The sequence below is a fragment of the Deinococcus metallilatus genome (genome assembly GCF_004758605.1).
Taxonomy (GTDB): Bacteria; Deinococcota; Deinococci; order Deinococcales; family Deinococcaceae; genus Deinococcus; species Deinococcus metallilatus.
In genome coordinates this window covers 1685635-1707991 of the sequence record NZ_CP038512.1, presented here as the reverse complement: position 1 = coordinate 1707991, position 22357 = coordinate 1685635, and the positions used below count along the sequence as shown (strand labels likewise).

20 protein-coding genes are annotated in these 22357 nt (G+C 67.4%); 9 read left to right on the top strand and 11 right to left on the bottom strand.

All coding sequences use genetic code 11. The features are described 5' to 3' along the window. Nucleotide 1: 1 nt before the first annotated feature. From E5F05_RS14225 to glnA, 3 genes are all read right to left on the bottom strand, one after another. Nucleotides 2–1015, bottom strand: a complete 1014-nt coding sequence (locus tag E5F05_RS14225; protein ID WP_129119291.1) for a branched-chain amino acid ABC transporter permease — start codon at nt 1013–1015, stop codon at nt 2–4. Nucleotides 1016–1314: 299 nt separating this feature from the next. Further along, nucleotides 1315–2469: a branched-chain amino acid ABC transporter substrate-binding protein gene (locus E5F05_RS14220; protein ID WP_129119290.1), complete on the bottom strand. Its 1155-nt coding sequence runs from the start codon at nt 2467–2469 to the stop codon at nt 1315–1317. Between the two features lie 274 nt (nt 2470–2743). Then, a complete protein-coding gene (glnA, locus tag E5F05_RS14215) occupies nt 2744–4102 on the bottom strand; it encodes a type I glutamate--ammonia ligase (protein WP_129119289.1) in 1359 nt (452 codons plus the stop codon). A 272-nt stretch (nt 4103–4374) separates the two neighbouring features. On the opposite strand from glnA, the gene E5F05_RS14210 reads away from it, so the two are divergent. The 3 genes from E5F05_RS14210 (at nt 4375) to E5F05_RS14200 (ending at nt 8781) form a co-directional block, all read left to right on the top strand. Beyond that, on the top strand, nt 4375–6534 hold the full coding sequence (locus E5F05_RS14210; RefSeq protein WP_129119288.1) for a glutamine synthetase III family protein: 2160 nt from the start codon (nt 4375–4377) through the stop codon (nt 6532–6534). A 128-nt stretch (nt 6535–6662) separates the two neighbouring features. Beyond that, nucleotides 6663–7469 carry an AAC(3) family N-acetyltransferase gene (locus tag E5F05_RS14205; RefSeq protein ID WP_164973488.1) on the top strand — a complete coding sequence of 269 codons (807 nt, stop codon included), beginning with the start codon at nt 6663–6665 and terminating at the stop codon, nt 7467–7469. Between the two features lie 100 nt (nt 7470–7569). Continuing rightward, nucleotides 7570–8781 (top strand): alanyl-tRNA editing protein, encoded by a 1212-nt coding sequence (locus E5F05_RS14200; RefSeq protein WP_129119287.1) that lies wholly within the window; start codon nt 7570–7572, stop codon nt 8779–8781. 6 nt (nt 8782–8787) lie between these two features. Here the strand turns inward: E5F05_RS14200 and E5F05_RS14195 are convergent, their stop codons facing one another. Further along, entirely contained in the window at nt 8788–9270 is a 483-nt protein-coding gene (locus E5F05_RS14195; RefSeq protein ID WP_129119286.1) for a hypothetical protein, read from the bottom strand. A 91-nt stretch (nt 9271–9361) separates the two neighbouring features. On the opposite strand from E5F05_RS14195, the gene E5F05_RS14190 reads away from it, so the two are divergent. From E5F05_RS14190 to E5F05_RS14175, 4 genes are all read left to right on the top strand, one after another. Further along, nucleotides 9362–9787, top strand: a complete 426-nt coding sequence (locus tag E5F05_RS14190; RefSeq protein WP_129119285.1) for a DUF1622 domain-containing protein — start codon at nt 9362–9364, stop codon at nt 9785–9787. 2 nt (nt 9788–9789) lie between these two features. Next, on the top strand, nt 9790–10086 hold the full coding sequence (locus E5F05_RS14185; protein WP_129119284.1) for a DUF1622 domain-containing protein: 297 nt from the start codon (nt 9790–9792) through the stop codon (nt 10084–10086). Between the two features lie 101 nt (nt 10087–10187). Continuing rightward, the gene (glgP, locus tag E5F05_RS14180; protein WP_129119283.1) at nt 10188–12716 is read left to right on the top strand and encodes an alpha-glucan family phosphorylase; all 2529 of its coding nucleotides are present in this window, start codon (nt 10188–10190) and stop codon (nt 12714–12716) included. A gap of 101 nt (nt 12717–12817) precedes the next feature. Further along, complete coding sequence (locus E5F05_RS14175) at nt 12818–13702, top strand: EamA family transporter (RefSeq protein WP_129119282.1); 885 nt, start codon at nt 12818–12820, stop codon at nt 13700–13702. Nucleotides 13703–13859: 157 nt separating this feature from the next. On the opposite strand, the gene E5F05_RS22105 is transcribed toward E5F05_RS14175, so the two are convergent. Together E5F05_RS22105 and E5F05_RS14165 are read right to left on the bottom strand one after the other, a co-directional pair. Further along, nucleotides 13860–14126: a tyrosine-type recombinase/integrase gene (locus E5F05_RS22105; RefSeq protein ID WP_425322072.1), complete on the bottom strand. Its 267-nt coding sequence runs from the start codon at nt 14124–14126 to the stop codon at nt 13860–13862. Nucleotides 14127–14171: 45 nt separating this feature from the next. Then, nucleotides 14172–15029, bottom strand: a complete 858-nt coding sequence (locus tag E5F05_RS14165; protein ID WP_129119280.1) for a tyrosine-type recombinase/integrase — start codon at nt 15027–15029, stop codon at nt 14172–14174. Nucleotides 15030–15134: 105 nt separating this feature from the next. Between E5F05_RS14165 and E5F05_RS14160 the strand changes: the two genes are divergently transcribed. Then, nucleotides 15135–15569: a helix-turn-helix domain-containing protein gene (locus tag E5F05_RS14160; RefSeq protein ID WP_129119279.1), complete on the top strand. Its 435-nt coding sequence runs from the start codon at nt 15135–15137 to the stop codon at nt 15567–15569. A gap of 23 nt (nt 15570–15592) precedes the next feature. Then, complete coding sequence (locus tag E5F05_RS14155; protein ID WP_241687167.1) at nt 15593–16003, top strand: putative toxin-antitoxin system toxin component, PIN family; 411 nt, start codon at nt 15593–15595, stop codon at nt 16001–16003. 327 nt (nt 16004–16330) lie between these two features. Here E5F05_RS14155 and E5F05_RS14150 read toward each other — a convergent pair whose 3' ends face one another. From E5F05_RS14150 to recN, 5 genes are all read right to left on the bottom strand, one after another. Continuing rightward, nucleotides 16331–16879, bottom strand: a complete 549-nt coding sequence (locus tag E5F05_RS14150) for an SUKH-3 domain-containing protein (RefSeq protein WP_129119277.1) — start codon at nt 16877–16879, stop codon at nt 16331–16333. Nucleotides 16880–16891: 12 nt separating this feature from the next. After that, nucleotides 16892–17479: an HINT domain-containing protein gene (locus E5F05_RS14145; protein ID WP_260177123.1), complete on the bottom strand. Its 588-nt coding sequence runs from the start codon at nt 17477–17479 to the stop codon at nt 16892–16894. Nucleotides 17480–17604: 125 nt separating this feature from the next. Continuing rightward, nucleotides 17605–19194, bottom strand: a complete 1590-nt coding sequence (pckA, locus tag E5F05_RS14140) for a phosphoenolpyruvate carboxykinase (ATP) (RefSeq protein WP_129119276.1) — start codon at nt 19192–19194, stop codon at nt 17605–17607. Between the two features lie 205 nt (nt 19195–19399). After that, nucleotides 19400–20503 (bottom strand): protease complex subunit PrcB family protein, encoded by a 1104-nt coding sequence (locus E5F05_RS14135; protein WP_129119275.1) that lies wholly within the window; start codon nt 20501–20503, stop codon nt 19400–19402. Between the two features lie 84 nt (nt 20504–20587). Then, the gene (gene recN, locus E5F05_RS14130; protein WP_129119274.1) at nt 20588–22264 is read right to left on the bottom strand and encodes a DNA repair protein RecN; all 1677 of its coding nucleotides are present in this window, start codon (nt 22262–22264) and stop codon (nt 20588–20590) included. Between the last annotated feature and the right edge of the window lie 93 nt (nt 22265–22357).

Here is a 22357-nt window from a genome sequence, read left to right as displayed (position 1 = left end):
CTTACACCTTCTCCACATTACTCTTGCCCAGCAGGCCGGTCGGCTTGAAGATCAGAATCAGCACCAGCACCAGGAAGGCCCCGATGCGCTGGTAGGAAGCGTCGATGGCCTGGAGGTTGGCGCTGCCCAGGATCTGCCCGAAGATGTTGGTGACCCCGATCAGGTTCTGGATCACACCCAGCACCAGCCCGCCCAGCACCGCGCCGGGAATCGAGCCGATGCCGCCCAGCACGGCCGCCGTAAAGGCCACGATGCCGGGGTCAAAGCCCGAGTAGGCGTTCACGGTGCCCACCTTGAGGCCGAACAGCACGCCGCTGATGCCGCCCAGCGCCCCGCCGATCAGGAAGGTCATGCTGATCATGCGGTCGGCGTCGATGCCCATCAGCCCGGCGGTCACGCGGTCCTGCGCCACGGCGCGGATGGCCTTGCCCAGCCGGGTGCGGTTGACCAGATAATTCAGCCCCCCCAGACTCAGCAGCGCCACCACGATCAGGATCACGTCCTTGACCTGGAGATCGATACCGATGGTCCGCAGGACGTTGCCCAGGGCCGCGCAGGAGCTCTGGGCCGCGCAGAACCGGGTGCCGAAGCTCTCGGGCAGGATGTAGGTCAGGTCGAAGCGGCCCTGGAAGCCCTCGATCACGCGCAGGACGTCTTGCAGGATCAGCGACACCCCGATGGCGGTGATCAGCGGCACCAGCCTGGGGGCGTTGCGCAGCGGGCGGTAGGCCAGGCGCTCGATCAGCACGTTCAGGACCCCGGAGACGGTCATCGCGGCCAGCAGCGCCAGCAGCAGCTTGAGGTAGCCGTTCATGGGGTTGGGCGCCAGCACCCGGAAGACCTCGTAGCCGACGATGGCACCGGTCACGAAGACCTCCGAGTGCGCGAAGTTGATCAGTTGCAGCACGCCGTACACCATCGTGTACCCCAGCGCGATGATGGCGTACACGAAACCCAGCACGAGGCCGCCGACAATCACGTTCACGATGAACGGCAGCAATGTGGCGAGGTCCAAGATCGAAGCTCCTCTCTCTGTTGCCCCGGCTTGGGGCGGAATGGGGGGGGGGACGAAGAACGGCGGGCGTCAAGCAGGGGGAACGGGGCGGAGCTGTCCTCTTGCCGCTGGACAGCCCACGGTACTGCGCCGGGCCCCCCCTCAAAAAAAGGGGCTAGGCAGGATGCCCAGCCCCAGGCGTGTGGGGGAAAGGTCAGAGGTGGGGCCGCTCGGCCTTCCCTGTGCTGCTTGAGCCTGTGCGGCTTGAGACGGTGCCGCTCGCGAATCCTGGCTTCGGGAAAGCCGGATTCAGGACGATGTTACTGCCGGGCGGGCTTGACGGGCACGGTGGTGGCGAGCTTGTACTTGCCGCCCTGCACGTTCATCACGTACAGCGTGGCCGACTTGCGGTCACCGACGCTGTTGAAGGTGACGTTGCCGGAGAGCAGACCCGTGAAGTTGCCCTTGCGGATGGCCGTCTCGACCTGCATGCGGCTGGGGGCCTTGTTGCCGTTGGCCCGCGCCGCGTCCAGAATGCCCTGGAGAACGACCTTGGCCGCGTCGTAGCCGAAGGCCCCGAAGCCCTGCGCGTTGTCGTTGAAGGTCTGCTTGAAGCTGGTGGCGAACACCTTCGCGGCGGGCAGCGCCTCGATAGGCGCGGCGACCGTCGTGAAGTAGATGTCGTTGGCGCCCTGACCCGCGATGGTGGCCAGTTCGGAGCTGTCCAGGCCGTCCCCGCCGATCACAGGCGCGTTGATCCCCGCCTCGCGGAGCTGCTTGATGAACACGCCGACCTGGTTGTAGATGCCGCCGAAGTAGACGGCGTCGGGGCGCTGGAGCTTGATCTTGGCGATGATGCTGGAGAAGTCACTCTTCTCCTCGGTGCCCTCGTTGGCGACCACCTGCACGCCGTCCGCCTTCAGCGCCTTTTCGACTTCCTTCGCCAGCCCTTCGCCGTAGGCCGTCTTGTCGTTGAGGATGTAGACCTTCTTGGCCTTGAGGGTGCGCGCGATGAAGTTCGCCCCCGCCGGTCCCTGCGCGTCGTCCCGGGCAACGATGCGGTTCATGTTGCTCAGGCCGCGGTCGGTGACCTGGTTGGCGGTGTTGGCCGGGCTGACCATCGCCACGTGGCTGGGCGCCAGGGCCGCGCTGGAAGGAATGGCGACGCCGCTGTTGAGGGTGCCCACCACGGCGAGAATCTGGCGGTCAGAGGCGATCTTGCGCGCCTGCGCGGTGCCGGTGGCGGGGTCGGCCTGGTCGTCATAGGCGACGAGTTGCAGGTCCAGGCCGATTTTCTTGAACAGCGGCTTGTACTCGTTCACGGCGAGCTGCGCGCCGTTGCGGATCTGGGTCCCCAGGTCGCTCTGGCCGCCCGAGAGCGGCGAGAGGGTGGCGATCTTGACGGTCGTCTGGGCACTGGCGCTCCCCAGGGCGAGGGCGGCCAGAACGGACAGGCTCAGGGCGGTTTTCTTCATGCGTCCTCCAGTAAAGCTATTGCGCTTGCGCGCCGTTGTTAGATGCGCCCAATTCTAGGGACGACTTAAAGGGAAGTCAATGTGCCGCTCATGAGCAGAGCCACGTCGTAAATTGCTTTCATCCAACAAATCGCGGGAAAAGTTGTTCCACTCCTACCGAACTGGGCAATAATCCGTCGGGACTGGCCGGGGAGGGTGGCTCTGCGGGTTGCCCAGGCCTGCCGGGGGTGGTGGGGGTGATGCCCGTCGCGGCCGCGCGTGATCCGGCCGCCCCTCAGATCAGGTCCAGGTAGCGTTCCAGTTCCCAGGGGTGGACGGTGGTGCTGTAGTCGCGCCATTCGGCCCGCTTGGCCGCGACGAAGTGCTCCATGACGTGTTCGCCCAGGGCACCCGCGATCACGGCGTCCTTTTCCAGCTCGTCCACGGCCTCGCGCAGGTCGGCGGGGAGCTCACGGATGCGGTGGTGCCGTTTTTCGCGCACAGTCATGCGGAAGATGTTGCGCTGAATAGCGGGCGGCGGCTCCAGCTTCTGCTCGATGCCGTCCAGCCCCGCCGCCAGCATCGCCGCCAGCGCCAGGTAGGGGTTACAACTGGGGTCGGGCATCCGCACCTCGGCGCGCGTGGAGTTGCCGCGCTTGGCCGGAATGCGGATCAGCGCCGAGCGGTTGCTGGTGCTCCAGGCGACGTTCACCGGGGCCTCGTAACCCGGCACCAGGCGCTTGTAGCTGTTGACCAGCGGATTGGTGATGGCCGTCATGCCGTCCGCGTGTTCCAGCAGGCCCGCGATGAAGTGCCGCGCGGTGTCCGACAGGCCGTATTCACCGTCCGGATCGGCAAAGGCGTTCATCCCGTCCCGAAAGAGGCTGAGGTGGCAGTGCATCCCCGAGCCGTTCACGCCCGCGATGGGCTTGGGCAGGAAACTCGCCAGCAGCCCGTATTCCAGGGCCACCCGTTTGACCACGAACTTGAAGGTGGCGATCCGGTCGGCGGTTTCGAGCGCGGGCGCGTAGCGGAAGTCGATCTCGTGCTGGCCGGGCGCGACCTCGTGGTGGGCGGCCTCGATCTCGAAGCCCATCTGCACCAGGCTCTGGGTGATCTCCCGGCGGATGCGCTCGCCCTTGTCGATGGGCGCCAGGTCGAAGTATCCGGCCCTGTCATGGGTGACCGGCCCGCCACGCCCGCTGGCGTCCCGCTCGAACAGGAAGAACTCCGGCTCGGTGCCCACGAACATCTCGAAGCCCAGCGCCGCCGCCCGCTCCACCTGCCGTTTCAGCACGAAGCGGGGGTCACCCTCGAAGGGCCTCCCGTCGGGCAACGTCACGTCGCAGATCAGCCGGGCCACCCGCCCGCCCCCCGCCTCCTCGCGCGAGAAGGGCGGGTAGATCAGGAAGGTGGCGAGGTCGGGCCGGAGCAGCATGTCGCTCTCCTCGACGCGGGTAAAGCCCTCCACGGCGCTCCCGTCGAAGGTCACGTCGCCGCGCAGCGCCTTTTCGAACTGCGAGCGCGGCACCTCCACGTTCTTGGTGGTGCCGAGGATGTCGGTGAATTGCAGGCGCAGAAACTCCACGCCCTCGGCTTGAAGGGTGGCGAGCAGTTCCTGGGCGGTCTGAGGGGGGGGCGGGGTGAGTGTCATGGGATGGCAGGCCTCCGTGCTGCGCTGACCGTAGCGGGCCGGGGGGGGACAGCGCAAGCCGCCGGGGCGGGCGCTCCAGTCTGCTCCGCATGATCTGTCCTTTTGCTCAGAAAGTCCGGAACAAAGTGCAGGATTCGCCGTGACATTTGTCCATCCCCTCACTCATCTGTGCAGCTTGTCTTGTCTCCGTTGACCGGCCTTCCCGGTGAAGCCTATACTTGCGGCGTCCGCAGGACGGTTTAGCTCACCGGTCCTGCCTGGAGGGAACCCGCATGAACCACGACCTGGATGTGATTTCCGCCGCGCGCAACTGGCGCGTTGACGCCTCCGCACCGGCCACGCCCGCCGAGGTGATCGGTGACCTGTTCGCCAGCGACGTGCTGACCCTCGAAGACCTCAAGACGCGCCTGTCCAAGCCCGCCTACAAGAGCCTGCGCGGTACCGTGGAACGCGGCGAGAGGCTCGACCCGGCCATCGCGGACACGGTCGCGCTCGCCATGAAGACCTGGGCGATGGAAAAGGGCGCGACCCACTACACCCACTGGTTCCAGCCCCTGACCGGCGCGACCGCCGAGAAGCACGACTCCTTCGTCTCACCCAATGGGGACGGCGTGGCCATCGCCACCTTCAGCGGCAAGGAACTGATCCAGGCCGAACCCGACGCCTCGTCCTTCCCCTCGGGCGGCCTGCGCGCCACCTTCGAGGCGCGCGGCTACACCGCCTGGGACCCCAGCAGCCCGGCTTTCATCATGCGGCACGCCAACGGCGCGACCCTCTGTATCCCGACCGCCTTCGCGTCGTGGACCGGCGAGGCGCTGGACCTCAAGACGCCGCTGCTGCGCTCGGTGGAGGCGCTGAACCGGGCCGTGACGCCCGCGCTGCACCTGTTCGGGGCCTCGCTGGGGACCCGCGTGGGCAGCACGCTGGGCGCGGAGCAGGAATACTTCCTGATCGCGGAGGAATACTTCTTCCGCCGTCCCGACCTGGTGATGACCGGGCGGACCCTCTTCGGCGCGCAGCCCCCGCGCGGCCAGGAACTCGAAGACCACTACTTCGGCGCGATTCCCGACCGGGTGCTGAGCTTCATGACCGACGCCGAACTGCAACTGTACGCGCTCGGGATTCCCGTCAAGACCCGCCACAACGAAGTCGCGCCCGGCCAGTTCGAGATCGCCCCGATCTTCGAGCAGAGCAACGTGGCCGCCGACCACCAGCAGCTCATCATGCAGGTGCTGCGCAACACCGCCCGCAAGTACGGCCTGGTGGCCCTGCTGCACGAGAAACCCTTCGCGGGCGTGAACGGCTCGGGCAAGCACGGCAACTGGAGCATGTCCACCGACGCGGGCGAGAACCTGCTCGAACCCGGCGACACGCCCCACGAGAACCTGCAATTCCTGTTCTTCTGCGCGGCCGTGATCAAGGCCGTGGACGAACACCAGGACCTGCTGCGGATCAGCGTGGCCTCGGCCAGCAACGACCACCGCCTGGGCGCCAACGAGGCGCCGCCCGCCATCATCTCGATCTTCCTGGGCAGCGAGCTGACCGATATCTTCGACCGGCTGGAAAGCGGGCAGGGGGGGCGCGGGACCGAAGCGGGCCTGCTGGGCCTCGGCTCCAGCGTGCTGCCGCCCATCCCGCGCCACGCCGGGGACCGCAACCGCACCAGCCCCTTCGCCTTTACCGGCAACAAGTTCGAGTTCCGCGCGGTCGGCAGCAGCCAGAGCATCAGCTTCCCGATCACGGTGCTGAACACCATCGTCGCGGACGCGGTGCAGAGCCTCACCGCCGTCCTCAAGGCGAAGCTGGACGGCGGCGCGGACCTGGCGGCGGCGGTGGGCGAGGTCGTCCGGGAAACGTACCGCCAGCACAAGCGCATCGTCTTCAACGGTGACGGCTACAGCGAGGAGTGGCACCGCGAAGCCGAGGAGGAGCGCGGCCTGCTGAACCTGCGGACCAGCCTGGACGCGATCCCGCACCTGACCGACCGCAAGAACGTGGAGCTGTTCGGCAAGTTCGGCGTGCTGTCGGAGCGCGAGCTGGCCGCCCGCCAGGAAATCATGTACGACATCTACTTCAAGACGGTGAACATCGAGGGCGAGACGACCGAATACATCGCCCAGACGATGATCCTGCCCGCCGCCGCGGAATATCTGGGGGACCTCGGGGCCGTGAAGATTCCCAGCCGCGCCCTCGACGCGACGGCCCGCGAGGTCGCCGGACTCACCGACGAGCTGTACGACGCCCTCCAGATCCTGCGCGAGCAGAACAAGGCCCTGGGCGGCGAGGAGATTCACGACAAAGCCCACCACGTCCGCGACCACGTGCTGCCCGCCATGCGCGAGGTGCGCCAGGCCGCCGACCGGCTGGAAAAGGTCGTGGCCGACAAGCAGTGGCCGCTGCCGACGTACCGGCAACTGCTGTTCGTGAAGTAAAGCGGTCAGCTCTCAGCCGTCCGCTTTCAGGGGAAAACAAAAAACAGGGGAGCCGTCCGGATATGGGCGGCTTCCCTCTGTGTGTTCTCTGCTGATTGCTGACGGCTGGCCGCTGATAAGCTGTCCATGTGCTGAACATGCTGCGCAAGCCGTCCGTCACGCCTGCCGACCTCGCCGCCGGGCTGGCCGAGCTGGGGCTGGACGGCTCGCAGCATGTGATGGTCCACGCGAGCCTCAAGGCGTTCGGGTATCTGGAAGGCGGGGCGCGGACGGTGGTGGACACGCTGGGCGCGCGCACGGCGACGCTGGTGGCCCCGGCCTTCACCTACCGCACCGAGCTGAGGCACCCCACCTCGCCCGTCCACACGCGCTTCCACCGCGATCTGCGGGTCAGCCGCGAGATCGGCCGGGTGCCGCAGGAACTGGTGGAGCGGGCGGACGCCCTGCGCTCCTTCCACCCCATCCTGAGTTTCATCGCGCTGGGGGCCGAGGCGGAGCGCGTCACGGCGGCGCAGACGCTCGCCAGTCCGTACCAGCCGGTCGGGGCCCTTTACGACCTGGACGGCTACGCCCTGCTGATGGGGGTGGACTTCGGCAGCAACACGACCGTCCACTACGGCGAGCATGTGGCGGGGATGCCGCTGCTCACGCGCTACGTCCCGCTGGACGGCCAGGTGCTTCCCACCGCCTTTCCCAACTGCTCGGCCGACTTCGGCCGCCTGGAACCCTACGTGCAGGGGCGGTCCACCCGCGTCGGCAACGCCGCCCTGCGCCTCTACCGGGTGCGCGACCTGGTGGACGGCACGGTCCACCTGCTGACCCACGACCCCGAGGCCCTGCTCTGCACCTACCCGGGCTGCCGCTGTCAGGAGGTCCGCAGGCTGGTGCGGCAGCACGGGTTGAGGCCCCGGCCGCACCTTTCCCGGCTGGCCTGAGAGAAGACCCCGGGGCCGCAGAACAGTCCTGAACGGTAACTGACCTGCCTGACCACCCCATGTGGCCCGCCCCACCGTCAGAACGCTCTACCCTGACCCCATGACCCGCCCCCTCTATCACGAGGCTTCCACCCTCCTGACCTTCACCGCCACCGTCACGGACACGCGCGGCGGCGCGGTGGGCCTGGACGCGACGGCCTTCTACCCCGAGGGCGGCGGCCAGAATGGGGACGTGGGCGTGCTGCGCTGGCCGGGCGGTGAGGCGGTGGTACGCGGAACCCGCAAGGACAAATCCAGCGGCGTGATCTGGCACGAGGTCGGGGACGTGGTGCCTCCGGTGGGAACCCGGGTCACGGGCGAGGTGGACGCGGTCTGGCGCTGGCACAACATGGCCCGCCACAGCGCGGAACATCTGCTCGCGCAGGCCTTTCACCGGGTCAACCCGGCCTTCCGCGTGGCGGCCGTCAGCATGCGGAACGCCGAGAGCACGATTGACCTGGAGGGCGACCCGACCGAGGCCGATGTCCGGGCCGCCGAGACGCTGCTGCGGGGGACACTGGCCCGCACCGACCTGGAGCTGGAGACGCCCACCGTTTCCGACGTGGAGCTGCACCGCTACCCGCTGCGCCGGGAGGCGAAGGTGCGCGGCGACGTGCGGCTGGTGATCTTCCGGGACGCGGAGGGGACTCCCTTTGACGTGAGCGCCTGCGGCGGCACCCATGTTCCCCGCGCGGCGCTGGTCGCGCCGGTCGTCGTGCTGCGGACCGAGCGTATCCGGGGCGGCCTGACGCGGGTGTTCTTCATGGCGGGGGAGGAGGCGGGCGCCTACCTGGCGGGCGTGTACCGGGAGGCCCGCGCGCTGGCGCAGGGCTTCAGCGCCCCCGTCGAGGCGCTGCCCGAGCGCGTGGCGACCCTGCTGGCGGACCGGGACGCGCAGAGGGCGGCGGCCGCGGCGCTGCGCCAGCATCTCGCCCACACGCTGGTTCGGCTGGCGCCGTGTCAGGACGTGAACGGTGTGGCCCTGCGCGAAGTGACGCTCGACGACGTTGCCCTGCTGCCCCTGGTCCTGGCGGACGTGCCGCCGGGAGAGGTGGTGGCCGCCCTCGCTCCCGGCGGGCGCTGCGGCATCGGCAGCGGGCGGGAGGACGTGCCCGCCGGGGAACTGCTGGGGGCGGCCCTGAAGGTCGTGGGCGGCAAGGGGGGCGGACGGCCCACGCTCGCGCAGGGGACCACCGGGCAGCCTGACCGCTTCCTCCCGGCCGTCCGCGAAGCGTTGACGGTTATGCGGCCTGCCGCCGGAAGGCCCACCTGATCGGGATCAGCCCTGCTTCAGCAAGGCGGTGAGGTGCCGCCGCAGCGCGTCCAGCACGGGGGCGCTTTTCAGGCAGGCCGCCAGCGCGCGGGTGGCGTGGTGTTCGCTGCCGTGCATGGCCTGCGCGAGATGGGCCTGGACGGTGGGATGGAGCTGTCCGCCCCGGTACAGGGCCGAGTCGAGCAGGTCGTCCACCGGGAGGCGGGCATGGGGTTCGCCGTTGGGGGTGACCGTCTCGATCACGGCGCGGCCCCGCTCGTCCCCGGTGAGGTGGGCATGCAGCGGCTTTCCGGCGTGGCGCGTCACCTGCTCGACGGTGGGCAGCAGGGCATTCACCAGATTCACGGCGAGGCTCAGGCCCAGCAGGTGCGCCCGGGCCACATCCGCCTCGCCGCCGCCCAGCGTCTGCGCGAGCCGCCGGGCGAGCCGGTCCCCCTCGGCGTACAGCAGGGCCTGCGGATCGTCCTCGTTGGCGGGCGGGAGGGTCATGCCCCAGGCTACTGTGCTGGCCCGGTGTTTCCTCAATGCCCCCTCTGCGCCGCTATCACCCGCGCGGCCCGCCGGGACCTAGCCTGCTGACATGGAAGGCAGCTTGAGCGGTTTTTTCGCGCAGTTCGAGGCGACGGTGGGCATCATCACGCAGTACCTGGCGACCGGAGTGGAGGGTGTCTCCGGGATCATCGTGGGTATCGCGGTGATCGAGGCGGTGTGGAGTTCGCTGAAGTTGTTTTTCGTGCAGCACGAGAAGCCCGAATCGCTCAAGGAGGCCATTCGCCTGCGCCTGGGCCGCTGGCTTTCCGTGGTGCTGGAATTCCTGCTGGCCGCCGATATCCTGCGGACCGCCGTCGCGCCGAACTGGAGCGACATCGGCAAGCTGGCGGCCATCGCGGGCATCCGGACCGCCCTGAACTACTTCCTGGGTCAGGAGGTGCGCGAGGAGGCGCGGTCGCAGCAGCAGGCCGCCGACGCCAGCATCACCCAGCCCATTCGCCGCGAACAGGGCTAAGGATGCTCGGCGTCCTGCGCCTGTTCGTGGAACTGGTCACCAACGTGGTCATCTTCGGGTACGTCGTCGCCGCACTGCTGACCCTCGTCCGGGGGGGTGGGCTGCTGCACGCCCGGTTGCAGGTGGCGGAGGGCCTGCTGCTGGCCCTGAACCTCAAGGTCGTGGCGACGCTGCTGCGGACGATAGAACTCACCACCTGGACCCAGATCGGCCTGTTCGCCGCCGTGTTCGTGCTGCGGACCGTCCTGAAGCGGGTCGTGACCTGGGAACGCCGGGAACTGCTGGCGGGCGGGGGCTGACAGGCGCCCGGGGGCGTGTCTGGGTCGGTCCATTTTTGCCGCGCCTGGCGGTCTGGACTGGCGGAAAGTGGTCCCGGCAGGGTGGTGTAAGCTCAGCGGGTATGAACGTCATCGGTCAGGTCACCGTCCTCCCCCAGTTGCCTCCAGCCATCGGGCGGCTGTCCGAACTCGCCTACAACCTGTACTGGTCCTGGACCCCTCATGCCCAGGCCCTGTACCGCGACCTCGACCCCGACATCTGGGAGCGCTTCCAGCACAACCCGGTGCGGGTGCTGCTGGAAGTCTCGCAGGAACGCCTCACGCAGGCCGCCGCCGACCCCGAGTACGTGGACCGGTATACCCGGGTCCTGGCCGACTTCGACGCCTATATGGGGAAAAAGGACACCTGGGCCAGCCAGCACGCGGCGGGCCTGGCCCCGGTCGCCTACTTCAGCATGGAGTACGGCCTTGCCGAGGCGCTGCCCATCTACAGCGGCGGCCTCGGCGTGCTGGCGGGCGACCACTGCAAGAGTGCCTCCGACCTGGGGCTGCCCTTTACCGCCGTCGGGCTGCTGTTTTACCAGGGCTACTTCCGGCAGCTCCTGAACAAGGAAGGCTGGCAGGAGGAAGCCTACGACGAGGTGGACGTCACCACCCTGCCCATCCGCGCCGCGCATACGCCCTCCGGCGAGGAGGTCCGGGTGCAGGTCCACATCGGGGACCGCGACGTGCAGGTGCGAGTCTGGGAACTCCGGGTGGGGCGCATCAAGGTGCTGCTGCTCGACAGCAACGTGCCCGAGAACAGCGAGGAGGACCGCAAACTCACCGCGCGGCTCTACGGCGGCAACCAGGACCTGCGCTTCCAGCAGTACCTCCTGCTGGGCGTGGCGGGCATCCGCGCGCTGCGGGCGCTGAACGTCCCGGCGGGCGTCTACCACATGAACGAGGGGCACGCCGCGCTGCTCGGCCTGGAGCGCATCCGCGAACTGGTGGAAGGCGGGCTGGACTTCCGCACCGCGCAGGAGACGGTCGCCAGCAACACCCTGTTTACCACCCACACGCCCGTCCCCGCCGGGAACGACGCCTTCGCCTACGACCTGGTGGACAAGTACCTGGGCCAGTGGCCCGCCCGGCTGCACACCTCGCGCGAGGAACTCTACGGTCTGGCCCGGCAGGACCAGTTCTGGGACGGCCACTGGGTGCCGACCTTCAGCATGACCGTGTTCGCCCTGAACATGAGCCGCGCGGCCAACGGCGTCTCCGAGCTGCACGGCGAGGTCAGCCGCGAGATGTGGAAGTTCCTGTATCCGGGCGCGGAGGCCGAGGAAGTGCCCATCGGCCACATCACGAACGGCGCCCATAACCTCACCTTCACCTCGCAGGCGATGCGCGACCTGCTGAGCACGGTGTTGCCCGCCGACTGGACCGAGCGCCTTCAGGAAGAGGCGATGTGGACGGCGGTGGAGGGGCTCTCCGACGCGCAACTGGCGGACGTGCAACTGGACATGAAGCGCGAGATGATCGCCTTCGTGCGCCGCCGCCTGCGCGAGCAGCTCACCCGCAACGGGGCCAGCGCCGCCGACCTCGCGGCCACCGAGAGCGTGCTGTCCGAGAACGCGCTGACCATCGGCTTCGCGCGGCGCTTTGCCACCTACAAGCGCGCGACCCTGATCTTCCGGGACAAGGCCCGCCTCAGCCGCATCGTGAACGACCCGGCCCGACCGGTACAGATCGTGTTCGCCGGGAAGGCCCACCCCGCCGACAACCCCGGCAAGGCCTTTATTCAGGAGATTTACAAGGTCAGCCAGGAACCGGAGTTCCGGGGCAAGATCGTGATTCTGGAAAATTACGACCTGGCGGTGGCCCGCCACCTGGTGCAGGGCGTGGACATCTGGCTGAACAATCCCCGGCGTCCGCTGGAGGCATCGGGCACCAGCGGCATGAAGGCCAGCTTCAACGGCGCGCCCAACTTCAGCATTCTGGACGGCTGGTGGCGCGAGGGGTACGACGGCACGAACGGCTGGCCCATCGGCGAGGACCGCGAGTATACCGACCTGAACGTGCAGGACGACGCCGACGCTTACAGCCTCTACCAGACGCTCGAAACCCAGATCGTGCCGCTCTACTACGCGCCCGCCTCGCCGGAGGCGGAAGGCCGCAGCGGCTGGGCGCACACCGTCCGCCGCTCCCTCCAGACCGTCAGCCCGCGCTTCTCGATGCAGCGGCAGGTGATCGACTACACGCAGCAGTATTATCTGCCGCTCAGCCAGCGGGGAGCGGCCCTCGCCGCCAACGGCAGCCAGCGCGCCCGCGAGGTCGCCAGTTGGAAAACCTGGGTGCGCCAGCAGTGGCCGCACACCAGCCTGAACGCGACGGCCCACCTGCCCGCCACCGCCAGACCCGGCCAGAAGGTCGAGGTGCAGGCCAGCGTGAACCCGGCGGGCATCCGGCCCGAGGAACTGCGGGTCGAGGCGGTGCTGAAGCGCGGTCACCACATCACCCGCGTGCCCCTGACCTCCCAGGGCGACGGCAAGTACAGCGCGCAGGTGCCCCTGGAGGACAGCGGCCTCTATTCGGTGGGCGTGCGGATGCTGCCGGAGATCGACGGCCTGAGCAACGAACTGGAGGCGGGGCTGATCAGGTGGGCATGAGGGGGAAGCCCTCGGCCGTCCGCCTTTAACGGTCAGCCGGACCGCTCCCGCCCTTGCTATGACGGGAGCGGTTTCTGCTCGCCGGGCCTGCGGGCGGCATAATGCCCCGCGTGCGCCGTGCCTTGCCTGCCCTCCCGCCCGTCCCGGCGCTGCTGCTCTCGATGGTGAGCATCCAGGGCGGCGCCGCCTTCGCCAAGACGCTGTTTCCTGCGCTGGGCGCAGCGGGTACCACCGCCCTGCGTGTGACGCTGGCCGCCGCCCTGCTGAGCCTGGTGTTTCGTCCCCGCCTGCGCGCCTTGACCCCGGAAGCCTGGCGGGCCGTCCTGCCCTACGGCGTGGCCCTGGGGCTGATGAACCTCTCGTTCTACCTGGCCCTCACGCGGTTGCCGCTGGGGCTGGCGGTCACGCTGGAGTTCGTGGGGCCGCTGGTGCTGTCGCTCGCGCTCTCCCGCCGGATACAGGACCTCCTGTGGGTGGCCCTCGCCGCGCTGGGCATCGTGCTGATCGCGCCGCACGGCGGGGGAGGACACCTCGATCTGCTCGGCGCAGGGCTGGCGCTGACCGCCGGGGCTTTCTGGGCGCTGTACATCCTGACAGGCGGCGCGGTGGGGCGGCGGGTGCCGGGCGTGACGGGGGTGGTCGCCGGGATGATCGTGGCGGCGGTGGTCACGCTGCCGTTCGGTATCGCCACGGCAGGCGTCACGCTGCTGGCGCCTTCCGCCCTCCTCGCGGGCCTCGCCGTCGCCGTCCTCTCCAGCGCCCTCCCGTACAGCCTGGAGATGGTCGCCCTGCGCGCCCTCCCTGCCCGCGTCTTCGGCGTGCTGATGAGCGTCGAACCCGCCATCGCCGCCCTGAGCGGCCTGCTCTTCTTGCACGAGCGCCTCTCGGTTCTGCAATGGCTTGCCATCCTCTGCGTGATCTCGGCCAGCGTGGGCATCAGCCTGAGCGGGGAAAGGCAGGTGGTGGAGGCGGAACCGGCGAATTGATCATGCTGCTCGGGTTTCAGCTTGGGCGGTCAGACCACGCCTTGACGTAGGGGGAGTGTTCAAGGAAAGAGGCCGAACCGTTCGGCCTCTTTTTGAAGGGCAGGTGCTACCGGGGGCGCAGTAGCACCGCCGTAGCATCCCGGTAGCACCTCCCCCGCTATTTGTGCCCGCCCAGCAGTTGGTCGAGGCTCAGTGCCGCCTCTCGCCGTTGCTCCTCGTAGACGTGTGTGTACACCCGCAACGTCAAGCTCGCGTCCCGATGCCCCAGTCGTTCCGCCACCGCCTTGATCGGCACTCCATGCCGCACCAGAAGAGACGCCGCTGTGTGCCGCAGATCGTGGAGGCGAACGTCGGGCACCTCCGCCAATTTCACAAGCTTGTGGAAGATCCGAACCAGGGTGCAGGGCAGTTGGAAGCGTCCCACCGTGGACGGGAACACGAGTCCCTCCTCAGGAGGGCTACATTTCTTCTAACGACCCTTCTCGGCTTCCTGCCGTGTGCAGTGCTCGCGTAGCACAGTCACTGTGTCCGGGGACAGCAGGACGCGGCGACGGCTGGCGGGTGTCTTCGGATCGCTCAGCACCGCTTTTGGTCCACACTGAACGAGGCTGAGCCGCACCAACAACTCGCCCCGGTGGAGATGAACGTCGTCCCAGTGCAGTCCGAGGAGTTCGCTACGTCGCATTCCAGTAGTCAGGGCGAGGTAGAACAGCGGGTACAGTCGCGGCTGGTGCTTCCGGCAGGTGTCAAGGAATGTTCTGGCCTGTTCCGGCGTCCACACCTTCATTTCCTTTCGTGGTCGTTTTGGCGCCTTCACGCGCGCCGCAGGGCTGAAGGGGAGCAGCCCCCAATCCACCGCCTGCCCGAGGGCCAGTTTGACAACGCGCAGCACCACGAAAGCGAGCGTGGCGTTGTGTCCGGCGGTCAGCAAGTTCAGCATAAGGCGTTCGATATGCAGGGGCGTGAGGGCACCTAAGGCGATGGGGCCGAGGATGGAAGGAACGAGGTGGAGGCGCACAACACGCTCGTAGTCCCGCCAGGTCTTCTCGCGCACCTGATGGCGCTTGGCATTCAGCCAAGTGACCAGGAATGCCGAGAAGGGTGTCTCCCGTCCCAAACCGACAGCGAGGTCACCCTCAGGTAAGCCAAAGTCCACGCTGGCCGCTGTCTTCTGCCGCTTCAGCCACGCCTCCGCTTCTTCACGGCTGTCGAAGCGTACCGTTTTGCGCCTCTGCCGTCCGTTCTCGTCCCGACCGAGGGTGAGGACGGCGACATACCGCTCGCCCCGCTGCTGAATGCTGCCCTTTCTGTTTCCACGTTTCGGCATTTCTGCCTCGCTTCCTGCCCGCTTGCGGGCAGGTCGAGCGTTGCCATGTCTTGCGCCTCCTGCGCCTCCTGCGCTTGGTGCGGTAAGGTGGGGCTGGGTGAGAGGATGACTGGACGCAAACACGAACCACGCCGCTTGTTGACCGTGCAGGAAGCCGCCAAGCTCCTACACGTCAGCGACGACACCGTGCGCCGTCAGATCAAGGAGGGCGCTCTGGAAGCCATCCGGGTGCGAACCACGGCCACCGGACGGGCGCAGTACCGCATTCCCACGGCGGCCATCGACCGGGTCCTCGGCAACACCGCCCTGCAACTTCAGGAAGAGGCCGATCCCTTCGAGCCGCTTCGCCAGGCCTTCGCGCATCTCACGGACGAGGAGCGCGAGGACCTGATTGACCAGGCCGTGCAGTGGGCCAGGGAGCGCCGACCAGTCGAACAGGTCAAGCGTGCCCCCGCCCTGTCGGAGGAGGCGTTGCGCGAGCGGTTCGCGGGGAACTCACTTCTGGAAGCCTTGCGAAAAGACGAGCGGGACGAGCGTTGAATACGCTTCGCCTCGTCCCCGATGTGAACGTTCTGCTCAGTGGGTTGACCAGCCTGCATGGCCCGGCGGTAGACCTCTATCAGGCAGCACGGCGCTTCGAGGTGGTGTTCGTGCTGAGCGAGACGCATTTCACCGAACTGGCCGAGGTGCTGACGTATCCCGCCGTGCTGGGGATGGGTGGCGGCGTCATCACGCCGTCGTTCGCGTTTCGCACGGCAGGGGAACTCCACCGGATCGGGGAGTATTACGAGCAGGTGGAGCAACTGGACTGGCCGTCGTGCCCGGACCCGAAGGACTGGTATCTGCTGGACCTGCTGGTGGCCTCGGGGGCTAACGGCATCGTGACGAAGGACAAGCACCTGTTGCGATTGCGGAACAGGCTGAACATTCCTGTGTTCGAGCCGAAAGAGTTGGTGCGGCTGGGTGTGATTTAGGGAGCGCTGTCCAAATAGTGGTTTCCCGCGCGCCTCCTATGTGAGTGGACTTAGGACTTCCACCACCCGCTGTGCGCAAGACCTAACGTTTTGGCCTGCTGGCATGCCGAAACCGCCGGAGGTGCCTGAGGGGATGTTGAGCTGGTGGTTGAGGCGGAGACAGCGGAGGACTGCTTTTTGATTGCCATTGCCGCTGCTTGCGCTGCTCAGGTGTGGCCGGGCGGGTAGGAACAGAGAAGCCGCCCCAAGGGGAATGGGGCGGTTGTCTCTGTCAGGCGAATTTAACGGGAACGGAGATTAGGTGAGTGGGTAGTTGTAATGTAACTGCTACGAATATTCGCTCATATCGAAATTGATAGTCGCCGCAGGGCTTGTCCTCCAATATTCCGTGCCCAACACTAATCTATTGATGGCGTCTTCACTGTCTTTGCCTACCAAGCCAATAGAGCCGAATACAGCGGCATAAATAAGCCCTACTTGGTCTATCACCAAGGACTCCACTCCATTTGACGTAATCACCTCTCCAATAGGTGTCACTTCTTTATTCAGCACGCGGGAGTATACGTCACCCTCAACCTCCTGGGAATAAGTATCGCAGACCTCTTCCAAATCTAAGTTAACCCATACTGTATCTTTCTTAAATAAGGGCCGATGTATAATCATCTCATCCATATTAATCCTAGAATCAATTTGCAGAGGAGAGGCAGCAAAGAACTTCAATCCCTCAAACTTAGAGAGAAACTCCTTTGCTGTTTCTAAACTCGGACAGCCACACCCTTTGTACAGCGATTCAACTTCACTCCAAGCTCGTGGAGGGTGCGACCATGTTCTGGCCAAACCAACGACATCAATTGCTTCTTGGCACAACTCGCTCACAACAACTCCTTATCACGGGTACATTTTTCCAACGTTTGGCCGTAGAGTCTGACACCAGGCGCAGGGTGCTTCGGGGATAAGACGTATGTTGTCTCCTCTGCCTCGGCGCATGAATGTAAACATTTCAAAGTCGGATAATTGGGGAGTTCTCCCAGAAGAGGCTACACCTTTTACTGCATTATCGAGCGCATTGAACTCGCCACAATTCCCGCAAGACCATCTGGGGGGATTCGTAACATTTTGTAGGGCATTGTCAATTAAGCCCTGCGTAAGTTCGTGCGGGTTCTTGGGCACACTACCACTTGTCCCATAGTACCACTTACCTGTTGCCTTATCATAGACCGCAGTGACCTTATTTTGTTTTGCAAGACCAGGAACATTGTTAAGGAGGAAATTTTCCGCCGCCGCTGCATTACAGTTATGCACCAACCAGCCCTGCGTGCCCACGTAGTAGGTATGGGCCTCGCTGACAGTTAGGTTAAACATCTCCCGCGTCTGCTGAAGGGTGACCACGTTGGCGACGACCCCCGTGGTGCCGTCCGCCTGCTTGATCTTATCCCCGATCTTCAGATGGCCTGCGCCGACCCAGTGCTTGCCCAGGTCCTCGTGACCGACCGGCTTGGGCCTCTCCCCAGCGTCTGACCACGCCTTGACGTAGAAGGGGTGTTCACCCCACAGCGAAACCGCCCCAGCCTCAGCCGGGGCGGTGGAAAAATTGACAGGCCTTACGCCTCGCTGTGCTCCGGCATGCTTGCCGTCACCGCCGGGTCCACCCCGTCCTCGAAGCGCCTGAAATTCTCGCGGAACATTCTGGCCAGCTTGCGGGCGGTGCGGTCGTAGGCGGCCTTGTCGGCCCAGGCTTCGCGGGGGTTCAGCACCTCGCTGGGCACGCCCGGCACTTCGGTGGGAATCTCCAGCCCGAAGAACGGCTCGCGCTCGAAGGGCACGTTGTCGAGTTCCCCGGAGAGCGCGGCGCCTAACAGGGCGCGGGTGTGCTTGATGCTCATGCGGTGGCCCTCGCCGTACTGGCCGCCGGTCCAGCCGGTGTTGACCAGCCACACCTGCGCGCCGCTCTCCTGCACCTTCTGTGCCAGCAACCGGGCGTACTCGCCGGGGTGCCGGGGCATGAAGGGCGCCCCGAAGCAGGTGGAGAAGGTGGGCTGCGGTTCGGTCACGCCCTGCTCGGTGCCGGGAATCTTGGCGGTGAAGCCGCTGATGAACTGGTACATGGTCTGTTCGGGCGTCAGGCGGCTCAGCGGCGGCAGCACGCCAAAGGCGTCGGCGGTCAGAAAGACGATGTTCTTGGGATGCCCGGCCCGGCCTTCCTCGACGATGTTACCGATCTGGGTGATCGGGTAGGCGCTGCGGGTGTTCTCGGTGAGGGAACCGTCGTTCAGGTCGGGGGTGCCGTCTGGCTTCAGCACCACGTTTTCCAGCACCGTGCCGTAAGTCTGGGTGGTGCGGTAGATGGTGGGTTCGGCGTCCGGGTTGAGGTTGATCACCTTGGCGTAGCAGCCGCCCTCGAAGTTGAAGACGCCCTCGTCGGTCCAGCCGTGTTCGTCGTCCCCGATCAGCCGCCGGGCGGGGTCGGCGCTGAGGGTGGTCTTGCCGGTTCCGCTCAGGCCGAAGAACAGGGCCACGTCGCCTTCCTCCCCCACGTTGGCCGAGCAGTGCATCGGCATCACGCCCGAAGCGGGGAGCAGGTAGTTCAGCACGCCGAAGATGCCCTTCTTGTTCTCGCCCGCGTACTGCGTGCCGCCCGCGATGATCATCTTCCGCGCGAAGTTCACCAGGATGAAGGTGTCGCTCCTCACGCCGTCCGTGGCGGGATCGGCCTTGAAGGAAGGAATATTCAGCACGGTCCACTCGGGCTGGAAGTTCTCCCGTTCCTCCTCGGTGGGCCGCACGAACATATTCCGCACGAAAAGCGAGTGGTAGGCCATCTCGGTGATCATGCGCACGGCGATGCGGTGGCGGGGATCGGTGCCCGCGAACACGTCCTGCACGAACAGCTCGCGCCCCTCGGCATAGGCCGTCATCTTGTCGAGCAGGCGGTCGAACACCACCGGGCTGATCGGCGTGTTGAAGCCGCCCCACCACACGCTGTCCTGCGTCGTGTCGTCCTCGACGATAAAGCGGTCCTTGGGGCTGCGCCCGGTCTTGTCGGTGTGGACCACCAGGGGACCGGTGGCCGCCTGCTCGCCCTCGCCGAGCCGCAGGGCCGCGGCGTACAGCTCCTCCACGCCGGGGTTGTGGTGAATGGTCGCGTTCTGGATACCGAGATCTTGCAGCAGCGGAGTGTGGGTCAGGCTCATGGCAAGGTTCCTTTCGTGCGGGAGGGGTCCCGAACCTTCAGGGCTTGATGTCTAGAAGTCCTCCTCCATCCTGGCCCATGAACCGGTTCCAAACCAAACTTTGTGTTGTTACGCGGACAGAAACATGGCGCCCTGACCGGGATAAACAGCCGGGATAAGGGGGAGCAGCGCGGCAGGGCGCTGCTCCCCCTGCGTTCGCCCGGCGCTACCTGGCCTCGCCGCCCGCGCCCGTCTGGAAGGGGCGGCCCTGGGGGTCCACCACCCGCACGTCACGGTACGTGCCGGGTACCCGCACGATGGTCCAGGGACTCGTGAGGGCCTGCGTGGTGATGCTGCCGGGGCCGGGGGCGGTGATAGCCACCGTGAGCGTCAGCACGCCGCCCTGCGCGCTGGCGCCCGTGACTTGCACGCCGTATCCGCCGGTGGGCCGCTGCCCCAGGAACACGCCCACGACCGTCTCGCCCCCCGTGAGGCCAGGCACGTTTGGCACCCCGGTCTGCCGCCCATACGCGAGGTTGTACAGGGCATTCACCGCCGCCTGGGTGGTCGCCACCTGCACGGCGGACGTGCTCGCGTTGGCATTGCTGCCGCTGGCCAGTTCGGTAAAGGTCACGCGGCCTCCCGGGTTGGATGTGGGGGCGGGGGTGCCGGGCGTCGTCGTCACGGTGCCGGTGGTCGCCGCGACCGTGGGGACGCCGGGCAGCACGTACAGCGCCGTCCGCAGGTACTCGCCCGGCTGGGGCTCTACCGTCAGGGGCCGGTCGGGGACCGCGGCTTCATTCAGCACGGCGACGGCCAGCGGCCCCTGGTTCAGCAGCGCCGTGCCCAGGGCGTCCGCCTCGGTATCCGTGAGGTTGCCCGCGCCGCGCAGGCCGCCGACGGCCGTCCCGCTCACGCCGCTGCCCGAGCCAGCGTTCAGCCGCGTCCAGGTGCGGCCGTCGGTGTAATACACCGCGCTGCCCCCTTCGTTCATGGCGACATTGAACAGGCCCCGGGTGTCGCGCGTGACCGAGAGCTTGGGCGTGATGGGGGTGGTGGGCAGGCGGTAGGTCGCCTTGCCGTTCACGCTGAGGGTTCCGGCCACCGCCAGCGGGTCCTCGACCTGGGCGCGCAGGTCCACCGCCGTGCCGCCGAGTTTCACGCTGCTCTGCGCGCTCTGCCCCAGGTTCCCGTACACCCACACGATGCGTTCCTGGGTGCCGCCGTACAGCAGCGCCTCGTGGACCTTCAGGTTGCCGGGGCCGGTCATGGTGCAGCCCGCGAGAAGGCCCGCGCTCAGGGCGAGCGCGGCAGTCAGGGTCTTGTTCATGCGGTCAGCTTAGGGGCGCCGCCTGACCGCCGACTGAAGGTGCCCTTGATCAAATACCCACGTTGAACCGGGCGGAAGGCCGCTTCAGGTCGCCTTCGCCGCGCGCCCCGCCAGCAGTTCCCGGGCGTGCGTCAGCGCGGCCTCGGAGGTGTTGCCGCCCAGCATCCGCGCGATCTCTTCCAGGCGTTCCTCGGGGGTCAGCAGACGGACGCGGCTGACCGTGCGCCCACCTTCCACCTGCTTTTCCACTTTGTAATGGTGGTCGGCCCGCGCGGCGATCTGGGCGAGGTGGGTCACCACCAGCACCTGCCGCTCGCGCGCCAGCCGGGAGAGCTGCTCCGCGACGGCCAGCGCCGCCGCCCCGCCGATCCCGGCGTCCACCTCGTCGAAGACCACGGCGGGCGTCTCCGCTCCCAGCACGGTGCTGATCGCCAGCATCACGCGCGACAGCTCGCCGCCCGAGGCCACGTCCGCCAGCGGTCCGAGGGCCTCGCCGGGGTTGGCCGTGAAGTGCAGCGTCACGTCGCTCAGCCCCGCCGCGCCGGGTTGCGGCAGGGGAGAAAGGCGGAACTCCAGCCGGGCGTGCGGCATCCCCAGCTCGCGGATCACGTTCACGAGTTGCGAGGCGAGCGGTCCCGCCGTCCGGGTCCGGGCCGCGTCCAGCGCCTCACCCATCCGCCGCACCTCGCGTTCCAGGCGGCTGACCTCCGCTTCCAGGGTGCCCGCGTCCTGCTCGTCGCGGGTGAGGGCCGCGAGTTCCTCCTCCGCCCCCGCCTGGAAGGCCAGCACGTCCTCCAGCGCCGGGCCGTACTTGGCGCGCAGCTTTCCGAGCGCCGAGAGCCGCGCCTCCACCCGCGCCAGTTCCCCCGGGTCGGGGGCGCTGTCCTCGGCCACCCCGCGCAGCTCGCCCACCACCGCCTGCACGCTGTCCAGCGCCCCCCGCAGGTCTTGCTGAAGCTGGGCGCTGGTTTCGTCGTACTTGGCCCCCGCGTTCAGCGCCCGCACGGCCTCCGCGATCAGGCCCGCCGCGCTCGTCTCGCCGTCCGACAGCAGCTCCAGCGCCCCCGCCGCCCCCAGCGCAATCGTCTCCAGGTTCGACAGGCGGGTGAGTTCCGCCGTCAGCGGCTCTTCCTCCCCGGGCTGGGGATTCGTTGCCGTGATCTCGCGCACCTGGAAGGTCAGCAGGTCGAGCTGCCGCGCCCGCTCGCGCTGATTGGCCCGCAACGTTTCCAGGCGGGTCCGCGCGTCCGTCCAGGCCCGGTAGGCCGCCTGGTACGCGCCCAGGTCGGCCACCACCTGCCGGTCGAGCAGCGCCCGCTGGTTGGCGGGGGTCAGCAGGCTGACGGCGCTGTGCTGCCAGTGGATTGTGAGGCGCGTGGCCGCCCACTCCTGAAGCTCGCGCACGCTGACCACCTCGCCGTCCAGCCGGGCGGTGCCGCGGCCCTGCGCCGTCACGCGGCGGCTCGCGCTGGCCTCGCCCTCCGCCTCGCCCCAGAAGCCGGTCACCAGCAGGCCGTCCTCACCGGTGCGGATCAGGTCGGTGTTCGCCCGCCCGCCCAGCAGCAGCCCCAGCGCGTCCACGATGATGCTCTTGCCCGCGCCCGTCTCGCCGGTAAAGGCGCTGAAGCCGCCCCACAACTCCAGGGTGAGGTCGCGGATGGTGGCCAGATTGCGGACCTCCAGCCGGGACAGGGGCGGTCCCGCCGGGGCCGGGGTGGGCGGCGCGGGTGGTGCTGTGGCGGCGCGGGCCTTGCGGGTCACCCTCCGAGTGTAGAGCGTTTGCCGGGGAGGAGAGAGGCGTGGGGATCACGGTGTCAGGGCCGGAACATGAAACCTGCGTTACGTTTTCCCCAC